At 68.1% G+C, this 15,573-nt stretch carries 16 protein-coding genes; 5 read left to right on the top strand and 11 right to left on the bottom strand.

Annotated elements, in window-relative coordinates; genetic code table 11:
- Positions 1 to 38 precede the first annotated feature (38 nt).
- Positions 39 to 1,496, top strand: a complete 1,458-nt coding sequence (locus BMW99_RS25640) for an MFS transporter (protein WP_218159314.1) — start codon at positions 39 to 41, stop codon at positions 1,494 to 1,496.
- Positions 1,497 to 1,622: 126 nt separating this feature from the next.
- Complete coding sequence (locus tag BMW99_RS25635) at positions 1,623 to 2,249, top strand: isochorismatase family cysteine hydrolase (RefSeq protein WP_069463410.1); 627 nt, start codon at positions 1,623 to 1,625, stop codon at positions 2,247 to 2,249.
- Positions 2,250 to 2,422: 173 nt separating this feature from the next.
- Here BMW99_RS25635 and BMW99_RS25630 read toward each other — a convergent pair whose 3' ends face one another.
- The 3 genes from BMW99_RS25630 to BMW99_RS25620 form a co-directional block, all read right to left on the bottom strand.
- A complete protein-coding gene (locus BMW99_RS25630) occupies positions 2,423 to 3,691 on the bottom strand; it encodes an MFS transporter (protein WP_107451555.1) in 1,269 nt (422 codons plus the stop codon).
- Positions 3,692 to 3,803: 112 nt separating this feature from the next.
- Entirely contained in the window at positions 3,804 to 4,094 is a 291-nt protein-coding gene (locus BMW99_RS25625; protein ID WP_069463409.1) for a type B 50S ribosomal protein L31, read from the bottom strand.
- A 43-nt stretch (positions 4,095 to 4,137) separates the two neighbouring features.
- Entirely contained in the window at positions 4,138 to 4,836 is a 699-nt protein-coding gene (locus BMW99_RS25620) for an SDR family oxidoreductase (RefSeq protein WP_069463408.1), read from the bottom strand.
- A gap of 274 nt (positions 4,837 to 5,110) precedes the next feature.
- On the opposite strand from BMW99_RS25620, the gene BMW99_RS25615 reads away from it, so the two are divergent.
- The 3 genes from BMW99_RS25615 (at position 5,111) to BMW99_RS43150 (ending at position 7,287) form a co-directional block, all read left to right on the top strand.
- Positions 5,111 to 5,959, top strand: coding sequence for an alpha/beta fold hydrolase (locus BMW99_RS25615; RefSeq protein ID WP_107451554.1), 849 nt, complete (start codon positions 5,111 to 5,113; stop codon positions 5,957 to 5,959).
- A gap of 213 nt (positions 5,960 to 6,172) precedes the next feature.
- A complete protein-coding gene (gene ppgK / locus BMW99_RS25610) occupies positions 6,173 to 6,943 on the top strand; it encodes a polyphosphate--glucose phosphotransferase (protein ID WP_069463407.1) in 771 nt (256 codons plus the stop codon).
- Positions 6,940 to 7,287 carry a transposase gene (locus BMW99_RS43150; protein WP_079138387.1) on the top strand — a complete coding sequence of 116 codons (348 nt, stop codon included), beginning with the start codon at positions 6,940 to 6,942 and terminating at the stop codon, positions 7,285 to 7,287. The genes ppgK and BMW99_RS43150 overlap by 4 nt, the downstream gene beginning before the upstream one ends.
- A gap of 26 nt (positions 7,288 to 7,313) precedes the next feature.
- Here the strand turns inward: BMW99_RS43150 and BMW99_RS25600 are convergent, their stop codons facing one another.
- The 8 genes from BMW99_RS25600 to lpdA form a co-directional block, all read right to left on the bottom strand.
- Complete coding sequence (locus tag BMW99_RS25600) at positions 7,314 to 7,979, bottom strand: hypothetical protein (protein ID WP_069463405.1); 666 nt, start codon at positions 7,977 to 7,979, stop codon at positions 7,314 to 7,316.
- Positions 7,980 to 8,710: 731 nt separating this feature from the next.
- Complete coding sequence (locus BMW99_RS25590; protein ID WP_075017615.1) at positions 8,711 to 9,139, bottom strand: VOC family protein; 429 nt, start codon at positions 9,137 to 9,139, stop codon at positions 8,711 to 8,713.
- A gap of 163 nt (positions 9,140 to 9,302) precedes the next feature.
- The gene (locus BMW99_RS25585) at positions 9,303 to 10,052 is read right to left on the bottom strand and encodes an SDR family NAD(P)-dependent oxidoreductase (protein ID WP_069463403.1); all 750 of its coding nucleotides are present in this window, start codon (positions 10,050 to 10,052) and stop codon (positions 9,303 to 9,305) included.
- Between the two features lie 139 nt (positions 10,053 to 10,191).
- Complete coding sequence (locus tag BMW99_RS25580) at positions 10,192 to 10,539, bottom strand: UBP-type zinc finger domain-containing protein (RefSeq protein ID WP_069463402.1); 348 nt, start codon at positions 10,537 to 10,539, stop codon at positions 10,192 to 10,194.
- A gap of 177 nt (positions 10,540 to 10,716) precedes the next feature.
- Positions 10,717 to 11,577 (bottom strand): enoyl-CoA hydratase/isomerase family protein, encoded by an 861-nt coding sequence (locus tag BMW99_RS25575; RefSeq protein WP_079138386.1) that lies wholly within the window; start codon positions 11,575 to 11,577, stop codon positions 10,717 to 10,719.
- A gap of 64 nt (positions 11,578 to 11,641) precedes the next feature.
- A complete protein-coding gene (locus tag BMW99_RS25570) occupies positions 11,642 to 12,070 on the bottom strand; it encodes an OsmC family peroxiredoxin (RefSeq protein ID WP_069463401.1) in 429 nt (142 codons plus the stop codon).
- 287 nt (positions 12,071 to 12,357) lie between these two features.
- On the bottom strand, positions 12,358 to 14,004 hold the full coding sequence (locus tag BMW99_RS25565; protein WP_069463400.1) for a Na+/H+ antiporter: 1,647 nt from the start codon (positions 14,002 to 14,004) through the stop codon (positions 12,358 to 12,360).
- 140 nt (positions 14,005 to 14,144) lie between these two features.
- Complete coding sequence (gene lpdA / locus BMW99_RS25560; protein WP_107451553.1) at positions 14,145 to 15,551, bottom strand: dihydrolipoyl dehydrogenase; 1,407 nt, start codon at positions 15,549 to 15,551, stop codon at positions 14,145 to 14,147.
- Positions 15,552 to 15,573 lie beyond the last annotated feature (22 nt).

Here is a 15,573-nt window from a genome sequence, read left to right as displayed (position 1 = left end):
CTACTGAGGCGACCGCGCTGCAGGAGGCGGGAGGAGGCGTGGCGCTGGCGTCGGCCAGAGGCCGATGGCTCATCGCCACCACCGCGCTGGGGTCCGGAATCGTTTTTCTCGACGGTTCGGTGGTGAACGTGGCTCTGCCCGCCATCACCGATGATCTGGGCGGCGGGTTCTCCACCCTGCAATGGGTGCTCGACGGATATCTGCTCACCCTGAGCGCCCTGCTGCTGCTCGGCGGTGCGCTGGGAGACCGCTACGGGCGCAGGCGGCTGTTTCTCGTCGGCCTGGTGGTCTTCAGCGCCGCATCCGTGGCATGCGGGGCCGCGCCCTCGGCCGGAGTGCTGGTGGGCGCTCGACTACTGCAGGGCGTGGGCGGTGCGCTGCTCGTACCTGGCAGTCTCGCCCTGATCGACGCGGTGATCCGCCCGGTTGACCGCGGGCGGGCGATCGGCGCCTGGGCGGGTCTGTCGGGGGTGTCCACTGCGTTGGGCCCGCTGTTGGGCGGCTGGCTGATCGACGCCGCGTCCTGGCGGTGGGTGTTTCTGATCAATGTGCCCCTGGCTGCCGCCGTGGTACTCGCGACCGCCCGGCACGTGCCGGAGAGCCAGGCCCGGAATGCGTCACGTCTCGACGTCGCCGGGACGATCGCGGTCACCACCGGGCTGGCCGGTGTCACGATCGCCCTGATCGAGGTGCCCACCCGGGGCTGGACCGTCTTCACCACGGCGACGGGTGCGTCCGGGGCGGTCCTGCTGCTGGCGTTCGTCGTGATCGAGCATCTGCACCCGACTCCACTCCTGCCGCTGTCCCTGTTCCGCTCCGCCCAGTTCACCGGAGCCAACTTGGTGACGTTCGCCGTCTACGCGGCACTCAGCGGCGGATTGTTCCTGCTGACGCTACAGTTGCAGCTGTCACTGGGGTATTCGGCCCTGGCCGCAGGACTGGCGACGTTGCCGATCACCGTGGAGATCCTGCTGCTGTCGAGCTGGATCGGCGGGGTGACCCAGCGCACGGGTCCCCGGATCCCGATGACGCTGGGCCCCGTGCTGGCCGCGGCCGGTTTCGTCTTGATGTCGCACATCTCGCCGGGGTGTTCGTACCTGCCGAACGTGCTGCCGGGCGTCCTGGTCTTCGGGCTGGGCCTGGCCTTCACCGTGGCCCCGCTGACCTCCGCCGTACTGTCCGCCGTCAGCGACGAGCGGGCGGGCGCCGCGTCGGGAGCCAACAACGCCATCTCACGGGTGGCCGGGCTCGTCGCCATCGCCGTGCTCCCCGGCGCTGCAGGCATCGACGTGAGCGGCGCCGACTCCCTGGCGCAGGGATTCCGGTCGGCCATGCTGATCGCAGCTACGGCGTGTCTGGCCGGTGGGCTCATCGCCGCGCTGACCATCAGCCGGGGCTGCGACGCACGTGGCCCCGTTCCCGGCGTCCAGCTCGCGTGCAGGCCGCCGACCGAGCCGGGGCGGGACGACGAGGCAGCCGGGCTACGGCAGGGCTGATGTCACCTGACGAGTTACATGATGAGCAACATGTTAAGCTCATTTAAATGACGACCCTCATAAATGTGAGACCCTGCCGGGTCATCACCGTCGGAGGGTCCCCCTCTGCGAGAAGAGAACTCCGTCATGGCAGAACAGCTGCGCTACGACACCGGGACCACGGGCCTGGTGCTCATCGATCTCCTGAATGAGTTCCTGGCCGACGACGGAAAGCTGAACGCCCGTATCGCCGAAATGGTCAGGAGCCAGGACCTGGTCTCCCAGCTCGGTCGCCTGATCGCCGGAGCCCGGGTAGCCGGTGTCCCGATCATCTACGCCCCTCACGGCCTGGACGAGCACAGCTTCGACGACATCACCTACCTTCATCCGAGCTTCACGAGGGCGCTGGAGAACAAGGCGTTCTGGAAGGGCACCACGGGAGCGGACTTCTACCCACCGCTGCGCCCGCAGGCCGGCGAGACGGTGCTCACCCAGCACCGGATGTACGACTCCTTCATCGGCACCGATCTGCAGGAGCAGCTTCACGCGCAGGGGATACAGAAGATCGTCTTCGCCGGACTGACATCGAGTGCGTGCATCGAGGGGACCGGCCGCCACGCTCTGGAAGCCGGCTACCACGTCACGTTCGTCGCGGACGCGGTCGCGGACTTCACCCAGGAGGAACACCGCGCTGCAGTGGACCTGGCCTACCCGGTGTACGGGCACGAGACAGTCACCGTCGACCAGTTCCTGGCAGCTGTCGGTCCGGCGTAGCCGAAGTCCCCGGCCCGCGGTCCGCGTGCCCGGGGTAGCGCAGAGCCCGTGGCCGACAGGCGTGCCTGTCGGCCACGGGCTTGCCGGCTTCGGCCTCACGCTGCCGAACGGGCAGGAGTCAGATGGCGCCGGCGGGGGTGGGTGTTCACCGGGTGCTCGACCCTGAAGCGTCCTCAGGTCCGTTCGGGCACCTGGATCGGATCGTGCGGCACATCCCTGCGCTGGTGCTTGCGGTCGTGCCGGGCAGCAAGAGCCCAGACCACGCTCCCGCAGACGATCAGCATCGCCCCGAGCGCGCCGACCAGTCTCATGCCGCCGGCGGTGAAGGCCGCTACGCCGCTGAAGGAGCCGGTCGCGCCGCCGGCGAACACGCCGACCATGAACAGTGCGTTGGCAGGTGCGGGATGATCGGCATGGGATGTCAGGACACGCCGTTGAGCCGCGGTCTGGATGAACTGGTTCGCTCCGGTGGCCAGGAACACCGAGACGGCGAAGAGCGGGATGACGTCGGCGTCGAGAGTGATCGATGTCGTGGCGGCCAGGAAGACCAGGAGGAAGGTGCCGGCGATCGCAAGCTCGCTCATCCGTCTCGTGAACCGGAACGCCACAGGGCTGGCCAGGCCTGCCGCCATCCCGACGAGACCGAAGAGGCCTGCGTGTGCGGCCGACCAGGCGTGTCGGGATCCTGTCAGGTGCAGCACCATGGCTGCCCACAGTGCGTTGAAGGCAGCGAAGACGAAGAACTGCATCAGCACTGACTCGCGGGTGGCACGGCTTGTCCGCACCGAGTTCAGCGTCGACCCCAGCAGGCTCCGGTAGGCGGTTCCCGGGCTCGTGGCCTGCGCCGGGTGCAGTGCGGCACGCAGCGCCAGCAGTACGGCAAGGACCAGGACAGCGAAGAGCACGACCACCCAGCGCCAGCCGACGGCCGTCACGAGCAGCCCGGCCATGATGCGGCCGCCGAAGATTCCGACGGTCAGTGAACCCACGATCGTCGCCACGGCGCCGGCGCCCGCACCCGGCGGCGCGAGCTTCGGCGACGCGGCGATGATGACCTGGGCGATGTTGGCCACCAACCCCACGACCGCGAAGCCCAGTGCAGCTCCCAGTACTCCGGGCATGACGGCCGTGGCCAGCAGCGCCACGGTCAGCAGCAACGACTGCACGGTGACCTGGCGCCGTGGTGCCACCCTGTCGGCGAGGGGGACGAGGAAGAAGATCCCCAGGGCGTAGCCCACCTGAATGACCGTGGGGAGGATGCTCGCCGCGGCGCTGGTCACTCCGAAGTCAGCGGCCATCGTCGACAACAGCGTCTGCGGCAGGTAGATCACCCCCACTGCGATCGCCGAACCCGCGGCGAGGGACAGCAGGTGCACAGACCAGGCCCTACCCGCCCTTGCGTCGGGCGGAGCCGTGTTCTTCGCCGCCGTCATGTCGCCCATACCGATGACCTCGTCCGTACGTCGTTGACCGTCATCTCCAGGGGCCGAGCACCCGCCGGAGTCGCTCCGCCCGACCTCGCGATCGAGGTGGTCCGGACGCTGTGCGCCTGTCTCACCCCTGGCGGTCGGCGCCTTCCGGGCTGCCGGGCTTGTCACCGGTCCTTCGGCCGTAGCGGCGTTCGAACCGCTCCACACGGCCGGCGGTGTCCAGCACGCGAGCCGCGCCGGTGTAGAAGGGGTGACTCGCTGAGGAGACCTCCACGTCGATGACCGGGTACGTGTTCCCGTCCTCCCACGCGATCGTCTTGGGCGAGTCCAGGGTGGACCGCGTCAGGAACGCGAGCCCTCCCACGCGGTCGCGGAAGACCACCTGCCGCGAAGTGGGGTGGATACCGGGTTTCATGAGCCCCTCCACCCCCACCAGGTTCCGTTCCGGGCGTTACGGGTCAGGCAGCCGGCGGGTACAGAAGGGCCACGCCGCCGGAGAGGTTTGCCTGGGTCTGGCGCGCGCCTTCGTCCGCGAGGATCTCGACGGCGCCCGCTTCGAGGGCGTCCAGCGACAGCGCCGCGATGACGGCGGGATCGCTCTTGGGGGCGTCGATGGAGCTGACCATGTCGGTGTTCATGTAGCCGACGTGCAGAGCCGTCACCTGGGTGCCCTGGCCTGCCAGCTCGTTGCGAAGCGCGCTGGTCAGGGACCACTGGGCCGACTTGGCGGCCGAATAGGCGCTGAACCCGGGATAGGTGAGCCACGACAGCACCGACAGGACGTTGAGGATCGCGCCGCCCCCGTTGTGCGCCAGTTGGGGTGCGAACGCCCGGCTGACCGCCAGCGTGCCGAAGTAGTGCGTCTCCATCTCCAGGCGGATGTCCTCAAGGGACCCGTCCGTCACCGACACCCCGGTGAAGGTACCTGCGTTGTTGATCACAAGAGAGATGCCGGTCGCCGCCTTGGCTGCGGCTTCCACCGAGTCGGGGTCCGTCACGTCGAGCCGCACCGGAACGACGCCGGGCACATCGATCGAATCCGGGTTGCGCGCACCGCCGTAGACTCGCGCGCCGCGGGCCACGAGCTGCTCGGCGAAGCGCTTGCCCAGGCCGCGGTTGGCACCTGTGACCAGGGCGGTACTGCCGTCGATCTTCATCGTTCCTCCACGCTGGATTGGTTACAGCAATCTAGCTCACTGGATTGTTATGGGCAACTCAGGCTAGAGTGGTGTCCTCTCCGTGTGCTGCTTGCTCTTCCACCGCCGCTACGGCGCGACGGAAGGAAGGAGAAGCAGCGCACCTGAGGAGTGCGGGACTCGGCCGGTTCGGTCAGAGAAGTCCCAACGCCGCCGGCACTCAGCCACAGAAGTCCCGACGCGACGGCGGGCCCGAAGGGGAACACGCCGTCCACATCACCATCGGAGTTGCATCATGATGCGACGCATCACCAAGCGTTCCGCGGTCGTGGCCGCGGGCGTAGCGCTGGCTGCCGGGCTCACGCCGCTGGCCGTGGCGTCCTCGCCCGCGCACCACGCGCCGACCGCTCCGAAGCCGACCGTGGTACTGGTCCACGGCGCCTGGAGCGACTCCTCCAGCTGGGGTGGCGTGATCAAGCGCCTCCAGCACGACGGATACACCGTCGACGCCGCGCCGCTCCCGCTGCGCGGTCTGGCCAGCGACTCCACCTACGTGTCGGACTACCTGAAGACCATCTCCGGTCCGATCGTCCTGGTGGGCCACTCGTACGGCGGTTCCGTGATCACCAACGCCGCGCGGGGCAACACCAACGTCAAGGCGCTGGTCTACATCGCCGCCTTCGCCCCGGACGCCGGCGAGACCGCCGGAGGACTGTCGGCGAAGTTCCCCGGCAGCCACATCACCGACGACCCCACGGCACCGGTGCCCACGGCTCTGAACCCGGTTCCCTACACGCAGGCGGACGGGACCACCGGCATCGACCTGTATCTCAAGCCTGATCACTACCGCGATCTGTTCCTGGACAGCTCCGTCAGCGACTCCGACGTCGCAGCTCTGGCGGCCGAGCAGCGGCCGATCACCGTACAGGCGCTCAACGAGCCTTCGGGGGCTCCGGCCTGGAAGACGATCCCGTCCTGGTATCTGGTCGCCGACCAGGACCACGCGATCCCGCCGGCCGCCGAGCGTTTCATGGCGCAGCGCGCCCACGCCCACACGGTCGAGGTCAACGCCCCGCACGTGGTGGCGCTGACCGATCCCGGGGCGGTCAGCAACCTGGTCGAGCAGGCTGCCGGAGCGCACTGACGGTCCGAGGACCGACGCTCCCAGGGGACATCCGGTCAGCTCCTGGGACGCGGCGGAGCCGTGGGCGCCTCCACTGCGCATGACAGCCGCGGACCGCGCGGCTGCCGGAGGCGCCCACGGCACTCGAGGGGAACCACACCGCCGGCGCTCGGTGGGGGCGAGGCGCCCCCGTCGCAGAGCGGCCGGATCGAGGGCAAACGATCGTGGAGAGCCATGCAGGCGTTCGGCGTTGACATCGGCGGTACGGGAATCAAAGGCGGGCCGGTCCACCTGGGCAGTGGGACCCTCTCAGCGCAGCGGTACGAGATTGCGACCCCGCATCCGGCCGACCCGTCCAGCGTCGTCGAGGGGGTACGCAAAGTCGTCGAGCACTTCGGCTGGCCGGGCCCGGTCGGTGTGGCCTTTCCGGGAGTGGTGATCGACGGCGTCACGCGCAGCGCAGCGAACCTCGACCCTCGCTGGATTGGCCTGGACGCGGCCGAGCTCATCTCCCGCCGCCTGCGGACGCAGATTGCGCTGCTCAATGACGCCGATGCAGCGGGGATGGCCGAGATGACGTACGGCGCCGGCAGAACGCAGTGGGGACGAGCAGGCTGGTCCTGGGCGTCCGGGCGGGGACCGACGATCGTCCTCACTTTGGGCACGGGTATAGGCAGCGCGGTCTTCGTGGACGGCGTGCTCGTGCCCAACACCGAGTTGGGCCACCTGGAACTGCACGGCCACGACGCCGAGAGACGTGCCTCGGCGAAGGCACGGGAAGACGGTGACCTCAGCTGGTCGCGCTGGGCACGCGGACTTGAGACCTACCTGACGCACCTGGAAGGGCTCTTCTCCCCCGGGCTCTTCATCATCGGAGGCGGCATCAGCCGTGAAGCGCGGATGTTCCTGCCGCTGCTGGGCCGTGTCACAACCCCGATCGTGCCCGCGGAGTTGCACAACGATGCCGGCATCGTCGGCGCGGCCATGGCTGCCGAAGACCTCTGAGAGGGCGGAATGCGAGCTGCTGCCAGTCCCGGACCGGCTGCCAGTGGGACTACCTCCCGCACGACCTTCCGCCGGGTGCCGCCGTGAAGTACCACTTCTACCCGTGGCGCAACGACGGCACCGACCAGGTCATTCACGACCTGCTGCGCTGGCAGATCCGCGAGAAGAGGGGCCGATTGGCCGACCCCAGCCTGGTGGCGCTCGACACCCAGAGCCTGCACGCACCCCGCCACGACCACAACCGTCCGCTGTGGCGCCTGGGGCCACTCGCTACTTTCCACAGTTCAGAGCATGATCAGCGTTTGAGGCGTGTTGCCGCGGCAGGTGCGGGCCAGGGGGCGTAGCCACCTTCGGTCTCGGGCAGAACCGATCATTTGTCCGTTCTCCTGAGTGCCTGGGGCGAGGTGGTGAATCTCCGCCAGACCGGGGCACGGTGGTTGACGCCGAGGAAGTTCTGGAAGTCCCAGTAGACGCCTCCTTCAAGGCGGCCGTACCCATCGCTCGGACGGACGGGACTGTTGAGAGGGTCGTGCTCGTCCTCCCAATCGATGTCCTCGTGCCCGGGGTCGTCGATGCTGTAGTGGGTCAGATAGCCCCGGGCATGCTCGATATCCAGATCCAGAGCCGGGAATTGGGCCAGCAGGAGGTCGGGGCGCCCCTGGCACGGAAGATCGCCGAAGAACGAGCCAATGATGCCAGTCTCCTGCTGGAACTGGTCGATCGCTCTGCCGTGGTGGAACAGCTCGCAGCCCCAGAAGTCATCGTCGTAGATGAAGACCAGCAGCCCCGGGCAGTCGTAGACGCGTGAAACGCGAAGCTGGGCGCGTCGGCGCAGGTCCCACTCCCAACCCCGGGTCCATTTCAGCACGGTCCAGTCACCGCGCCGCTCGTGCAGGGCGTACGAGTCGAGGTTGACGTCGTGAACGTCCTCCTGTTTGAGCGTGTGCTCCTCCTGGTGCCAGAACTCCTCCAACGCGGCGTACACCTGCTCGTGATCGACGCCGTAGAACAGATTGACGCGCTCGAATGTCCCCATGTGTGCCCCCGAGGCATGTGGTCGGCGCCGACGGCTGGCGCTCTCGCCTGGCAGTGTCGCAGCCGCCCGGCTGGAGCTGGTGACCGGTCCGCTGGCGACGTCGGCCGATGCTGCGGATGCCGAGACCCGCCACGCACCCATGAACTGCACAAACGCGCCTGCCCAGAACGCCCAGACAACCAGCGCAGCAACTCCCTCCGCGCAGCGAAACGGACATCACCTCACACCCCGCCCTCCGAGAGCCGGCCATGCAAGGCGAGGATGCCTTGCGATCCGCTCTGGAGGCGGAGGCCGCAGGAATGCGCAGGGCCGACGGCGCCGGCCTGCGGACGGGGCTTGCGCCCATGCTGGCAGCGGTGGATCGGACGTTCCCGACGGCTGTGGTCGCGGATGAGCTGGCCTCGGCCGTCGCCGAGGGGTTGGCGCACGGTGCGTGCGGCTGGATCGACGACGACCTGGCATTCCTGGAGCCCTGGGGCTTCCTCCTCCAGGACGTGCAGGTACCGGCGTTCATCCGGCAGGGCGCCCAGGACCTCATGGTTCCCTTTGCACACGGCCGGTGGCTCGCCGCCCACATCCCGGGGGCGGATGCCGAGTTGGACTCCGGACAGGGGCACATGTCGCTGGGGCTCGGGGACTTCAGCCCTGTACTCGACAAGCTCACGGCGTCGTGGCGGTCGGGGTTCGCGCCCGGTTGCCCTGCCGGGCGCGGGCAGCCCGCAGCGTGCACGTCACGCAGCGTCGGGACCTGGAGCGCCTCCCGAGGACCACAACTCGATCTGTATTCCGTCGGGGTCTTCCAGTGAGATGAACCGGGAGGCCCCGAAGGTCCGCACGGGAGAGTGCTCCACCCCCAGGAGGTCGAGCCGGTCCATCCAGGCTGAAAGCTCCTCCTGGTCCAGCACGGTGAGCGCCACATGATCGAGCCCGGTCCTGCTCGGGTCGAACATGTCTCCCGACCGGTCGTAGGGTTCGTGAAGCCCGAGTAAGACACCGGAGCGTGGGTGCCGGACAAGGATGCGGGGGTGGCGCTGCACGGTCGGCGGCTCCTCGATGCGCATCACACGCTCGAATCCGAAGACTCTCCCCCACCATGCGGCCGCGGCTTCCATGTCCCCGACGGTGAAGGCGATGTGCGCGACGCCTTGGAAGGTGACCACTGAACTCCTTGCGCCAGGATCGGGGGCTGTCCGCGTTCGGCCACAGGCAGGCGACCTCTTCACGAGGTCGCCTGCCTGTGGCCGAACGGGGCTCGGCTGCCCCAGGAAGGACACGTCGGCCCGGCTCCTGCGGTGGGTGGCCGGTCCGAACTGCACGGTTGCATCAGATGACGGTGAAGCCACCGTCCACCGAGAAGATCGCTCCGTGCACGAACGAAGCGTCGTCGGAGGCGAGGTAGGCCACAGCGGTGGCGATCTCGTGCGGCTGTCCGACCCGGCCGGCCGGAAGTCCTTCCGCGAAGGACTCGATGGCGCCCTCTCCCATCGCTTCGGTGCCGGCGGTGTGAATCGGACCGGGGCTGACCGCGTTGACGCGGACTCCTCGGGGCCCGAATTCGGCTGCCCATGCCTTCGTGAGCAGGTCGATGGCAGCCTTGCTCGAACCGTAGAGCCCGGCGCTGGGAAGGCCCTTGACCGCCGCTCCGGTGGTGATGTTGATGATCGCGCCTCCGCCCCGCTCGGCCATCCCCGGCGCGAGGTCGCCCACGAGCACGTAGGGCGCCTTCACGTTCACGTTGTACATCCGGTCGAAGGCTGCGTCGGTGAATTCCGTGGTCGGGCCGAAGGTGTAGATGCCGGCGTTGTTGACCAGGATGTCGATCCTGCCAGTGACGGCTGTGGCCTGCTCGGCCAGGGCGTGAGCGCCGGCGGAGTCGCTGAGGTCTGCGGATATGAAGTCTGCCTTGCCGCCGGCGGCACGTATCCCGGCGACGACGTCTTCACCACGTGCCGGGTCCCTGCCCGAGACGATGACGTGAGCGTCCAGTTGAGCCAGCGCCTCGGCGATCGCGCGTCCGATCCCGCTGGTGGACCCGGTTACCAGGGCGGTTGAGCCGGTGAGCCGTGAGGTCATGAAATGCCCTTTCCAGGCTGAAGGTGTCGATGGGCGGCGGGCACCGCACCGAAGTTCACTGAGTCGTCCACACCGGCCCGCGGAGCTGTACGCGCGCAGCTTCAGGACCCCGACTCCTCGTGAGGGGAGAGCGGCCGCCTCAGGCGTGCAACTTGAACTCCCAGTCGGCGGGGACCCTGCCGGCGGGACCGGGCACGGGCTGCGTGACCGGATGCGACTGTGGGGGTGCCAGAACCGGCCCGTGGACGGACCTTTGGGTGAGGTAGTCCCAGAACCAGGACTCGCCCGGTTCGAAGCTCTGCATGACTCGGTGACCGGTCGTCCGCCAGTGATTCTGCGCATGCTGGGAAGGGGAGTCGTCGCAGCAGCCGACGTGCCCGCATTCAGCGCATCGGCGCAGGTGGAACCACCAGCCCCCGGACTCCTCGCATTCGACGCAGCCGCTTCCCGAAGGCGCCGCCGAGGGATTGATCCCGTTGTCTTCCATGCTCAGTGTTCCTTCGATGCGGGTGGTGAGAAGGGCTGGGTGGTGACGCGGGGCCGTCCGACGCCGCCGAGCGTGGTTGCGGGCCTATCGGCATGACGTGCCCTCATAGGTCCGCAACCTCCGGACGGCCCCGCGCGATCTGAAACGCCGTGCCTGTCATCTCCGGCACGGGGCGGGTCAGGACTCGGACACCGGCTTGGGGAAGGTGCGGCCCATCTCGGCGCCGAGGTTCCTCTCGATGTGGCTGTTCTGCTGCAGCCCGCGCTCGAAGAGCTGGGCGTTGATGGACTGGAACTCCGGACGGGCGGCAGCGGCCCAGAAGGCGTCCGACTGCCGGGGGAAGACGTCCTCGACGGGAAGGGTGAGCTCGTTGACGAAACTCTTGATGTCCACCAGGACCCGTCGGTCCCATTTGGAGACCCGCGTGGCGTAGGAGTCGACGAACGTCTCGAACGACGCGTCGGGGATGGCGCGGTTGACGTAGCCGTACCGCTCGGCGAGTTCGCCGTTGAAGTCCTCACCTCCGAGCATGATCTCGAAGGTGCGTCCGCGGCCGACCAGTTCCGACAATCGCGCCGTGGCACCGCCGCCGGCCACCGCCGTGAACCCGACTTCCATCTGGCCGAGGACGGCCTTCTCGAGGCTGGCGAAGCGGATGTCGGTGGCGAGGACGAACTCGCTGCCGGCTCCGCGGGCGATACCGCGGATGGCGCTGATGGTGACCACGGGGAGCTTGGTGAGGCGGACGAGGATGTCGACCCACGCCGCGTAGCCCGTCGTGCCGGGCAGGGCCTCGGCGATCGCCGGGTCGGCCGCCAGGTCGTAGTGGGCCAGGAAGAACTCCGGGTTCGCGCTGTCGAAGACGACGACCTTGACGGTGTCGTTGTTCTCCAGTTCGGTGAGGAGCTCCTTCAGGTCACGCATCAGGTCCGGGCCGATGACGTTGACGGGCGGGTTGTCGAAGGTCACCCGCCACAGAGTCGGGGACGTCTCGGTGAGCGTGAAGTGGGTCGGCTTGTAGTCGTTGGCGAACGGCATGAGTGCCCAGCCTTTCTGAGTGTTCGGTTCCCCCTGCGGAGCCGTGGGCGGCTGCGGAGGCTGATCAGTTGGAGAGGGTGGCCTTCAGAGTGATCTCCACGGAGAGCGCCTTGGAGAATGCGCACCAGGCTCGCGCGCCCTCGGCAATCTGCCGGAAGGTGTCCTCCGTCGCCCCCGGGATCGTGGCGTCCGTGGTGATGTGGACACCCGTGATGGCGGGCCCGTGGTCGTCGGTCCCCATCGTCACCTCGACCGAGGTGTGGACGGATTCCACGGTCAGGCCCTTCTGGCCCGAGATGTTGGCCACCGCATGGTTGAAGCAACCGGCGTGCCCGGCTGCGAGGAGTTCCTCGGGGATGGCTCCGGGCGCGCCGTCGAAGCGGCTGGCGTAGGTGTACGGAGCGTTCGGCAGGGTGTCCGTGGTGGCGGTGGAAACCGTTCCCTCGCCGTCTCGGAACGCGCCGCGCCAATCGGAAGTACCGACAACGATCATCTTTCTTTCCTTTCCTCGGATACCTGCAAGTCCTCAGACCCCATATCTGAGTTGCTCCAACAAACCTAGCAGGCTGAGTTGTCTCCGACAACTTGGCTGTGGACACACGTATCCTCAGGTGCCCGGCGCCTGCGCTGTCCCGCACCCGGGACCGAAAAGCAGGGGATGGCCCCAGGCCAGCGGTCGACTTTGAAGAGCCTTATTCCTAAGGGGGGTTGGGGCAGTGGCCTGTATTTGTGTACGGGTAGCCTTCAGGCAATCTGCCGCAGCTGTGTGTCAGAAGTTTTTTATCCGTCGACGGGCTCTCGTCGTGGAGATTTCTGGCCCGGTGCCGGAGAGCCGCCCCTCGGGCCGCCAGAGGTCCCGCCGCCGTGTGCGGCCGCATCCCGTCGTTCCAGCCACATCTCCTCGGTGTCCAAGGTCTCCTGTACGCGGCGCAGCACCGCGTCGTCGATGACACGTGCATCCCGCAGCGCGACCAGAGCCGTCCTCTTGGCGCTGAGCAGGGTGTGGCGAAGTTCCTGCTCGGTGTGGTGGGCCGATTCGTTGTCCGGACCCAGCAGCTGAGCCTGCTCGTGCAACTCCCGCTCCAGCCGCGCCACTACTTCCCGAGGGACACCCAGGCGCGATGCCTGGTGCGGCAGTTCATCCAGCGCGACCTCCAGGACGCGGTGGCGCGCGAGTCGCTCCTCGTCGCCTTCGGCGAGGTCGGATCGCAGCCGGGACCAGCGGATCACCGCGGGGAGGCTCTGCCCTTGGAGCAGCAGCGTGCCGAGGATGACGGCGGCCGTGGTGAAGACGATCACGTCCCGGCCCCGCAGGACTGCTCCGTCCGCGGTGAAGCTCGGAACGGCCAGTGCGGCAGCCAAGGAGACCGCTCCACGCACTCCGCCCCAGGCCACCGGTAGGCGCTGTCTGCCGGCGAACGGTCGAGGGTGTGCGTCGCGCTGCCCGCGAACCGCATGGACCACGAGCGGTACGGTGTGGATGTAGACGAGTCTGGTGACGATCACTGCCATGCAGACCGCGGCTGCCAGCAGGCACGCCTGGCCGAGTCCGAGCGAGCGAAGTCCGCTGACGGCATTGGGTAGTTGCATGCCGACCAGCACGAACAGCGAGCCGTTCAGCAGAAAGGTGGTCACGTCCCAGAAGGCCAGGGTCTGGATACGGCTGCTGGCGGTCACCAGCAGGGGGCTGGCGCGGCTGATCAGCAGCCCGCTCACCACCACCGCCAGAACCCCTGACGCTCCGGCAAGTTGCGCGGGTAGGTAGACCGCGAAGGGGGTCAGTGCGCTGAGCCCGCTCTCCAGAGCGCGGTCCTTGATACGCCGCCGTACCGCGACGACCAGTGCACCTCCCGCCGCCCCGATGGCCAGGCCGCCGGCGTAGCTGAAGACGAATCGCCAGATCGCCTCGTCCCAGTGCGGCGAGTGACCGCCGGCGGCGATCTGCGCGGCGACGGCGAAGACCACGAGCGCTGTGCCGTCGTTGACCAGGCTCTCGGCCCGCATGGTGGTCAGGGTGCTGCGGGGCATGCCTCGTGCCACGCTCGCCACCGCGGTGGCGTCGGTGGGAGCCAGTACGGCGCCCAGGACGAAGGCCATCGGCCAGGCCATGCCGAAGGCGTGGGCCGTTCCTGCCACGGTCAGGGCGGTGGTCAGGACCAGGCCTACGGCCAGCGTGACGATGGTCCGCAGGTTGGCGAGGATCTGGCGGAGCGAGATGGTCAGCGCCTCGGCGTACAGCAGCGGTGGCAGGAAGATCAGCAGCACCAGGTCGGGCGGCAGGCGGACGCTCCGGAATTGGGGAACGAGCCCGATCAGGACTCCGCCCAGGAGCAGGAGTACGGGTTCGCTGGCGTGTATGCGGCGGGCTGTCCAGGTCAGCGTCAGGACTGCGGTGAGCAGGATGACGGTGATCTCCAGTCCCCTCATGGCCGTCACCTCCGATCTCGCCGGGCGCGTCAGTGCCGCACAGACGATTGCCGTCGTTCGCGGGGCCCGCGGTCGCCGGGCTGTTGGTGTTCCGGGAAGGTGGAAGGTGTGGGGACTTACGAGTCCGGTGGGCTGAACCGTCAGAAGTCGATCATGTGGCCGGCCAGCCCGTGGACGGCCTCCTTGACCGCCTCGCCCAAGGTGGGGTGGGCGTGAACGTTGCGCGCCACCTCGTGGACGGTTAGGTCCCACTGCTGCGCCAACGTGAGTTCCGGCAGCAGTTCGGTGACTTCCGGCCCGATCAGGTGCGCGCCGAGCAGCTCGCCGTGGCGTCCGTCGCTGATCACCTTGACGAATCCGGCCGGTTCACCGAGTCCTTGGGCTTTGCCGTTCGCGGTGAAGGGGAACTTCGCGACCTTGATGTCGAACCCCATCTCCCGGGCCTGTGCCTCGGTCCATCCGAAGCTCGCGATCTGCGGCTGGCCGTAAGTGGCCCGCGGGATCATCACGAAGTCCAGTTCCATCGTCTCCGCGCCGCCGATCGTCTCGGCGGCGATGACGCCCATGGCCGAGGCGGTGTGTGCCAGCATCAGCTTGGCCGTGACGTCGCCGATGGCGAAGATGTGCGGGTTCGAGGTGCGGCCTCGCCCGTCCACCTCGACGGCGGCGCGCTCGGTCAGGCGCACACCGGTGTTCTCCAGCCCGTAGCCGGTCACCCGCGGCTGGAAGCCGACGGCCTGCAGCACCTTGTCCGCTTCGAGTACCTGCCGCTCGCCCCGGCGTGTGATCGTCACGCGTACCTTGCCCGCCGGGTCGCTGTCGTCGATCTCCTCGACCCGAGTGGACGTGAGCACGTCGATGCCCAGACGCCGGTAACGGCGGCCCAGTTCGGCGGAGACCTCGGTGTCCTCGAGGGGAACGATGCGCTCGAGGAACTCCACGATCGTCACCTTCACCCCGTAGCTGTTGAGCACGTAGGCGAACTCCACGCCGATCGCTCCGGCACCGGCTATGACAACGCTTGAGGGAAGCGTGTCGGACAGGATCTGCTCCTCGTAGGTGACGACGCGGTCGCTGCGTGCGGTGCCGGGCAGCAGCTTCGTGGTGGCACCGACCGCGAGGATGCAGTGGTCGAATGTGAGGGTCTGCACCCGGCCGTCCGGCGAGGTCACCCGCAGGGTGTGGTCGTCGGTGAAGAATCCGGCGCCGTCGTACTCGGTGATGGCGTTCTTCTTCATCAGGTAGTGGACACCGGCCACCCTTCCGTCGGCGACCTTCCGGCTTCGTTCGTACGCCTTGATGTAGTCGAGACCGACGCTGCCTTCGACACGGATACCGAAGGCCTCGGCCTCGTGCGTGAAGATGTGCGCCAGCTCCGCGTTGCGGAGCAGTGCCTTGGAAGGAATGCACCCCACGTTCAGGCACACGCCGCCCCAGAACCGCTCCTCGACCACCGCCACGCGCAGCCCGAGCTGGGCGGATCGGATGGCGGCGGTGTATCCGCCGACTCCGGCTCCAACAACTACTACGTCGAAGTGCATGTCCAGACCTCTGAGTTCACGGTTTCGC

It is taken from the genome of Actinacidiphila rubida (genome assembly GCF_900110255.1).
In the GTDB taxonomy this organism is placed as follows: Bacteria; Actinomycetota; Actinomycetes; order Streptomycetales; family Streptomycetaceae; genus Actinacidiphila; species Actinacidiphila rubida.
The sequence above is the reverse complement of the archived record's forward strand: the minus strand, read 5'-3'. Positions and strand labels throughout refer to the sequence as shown.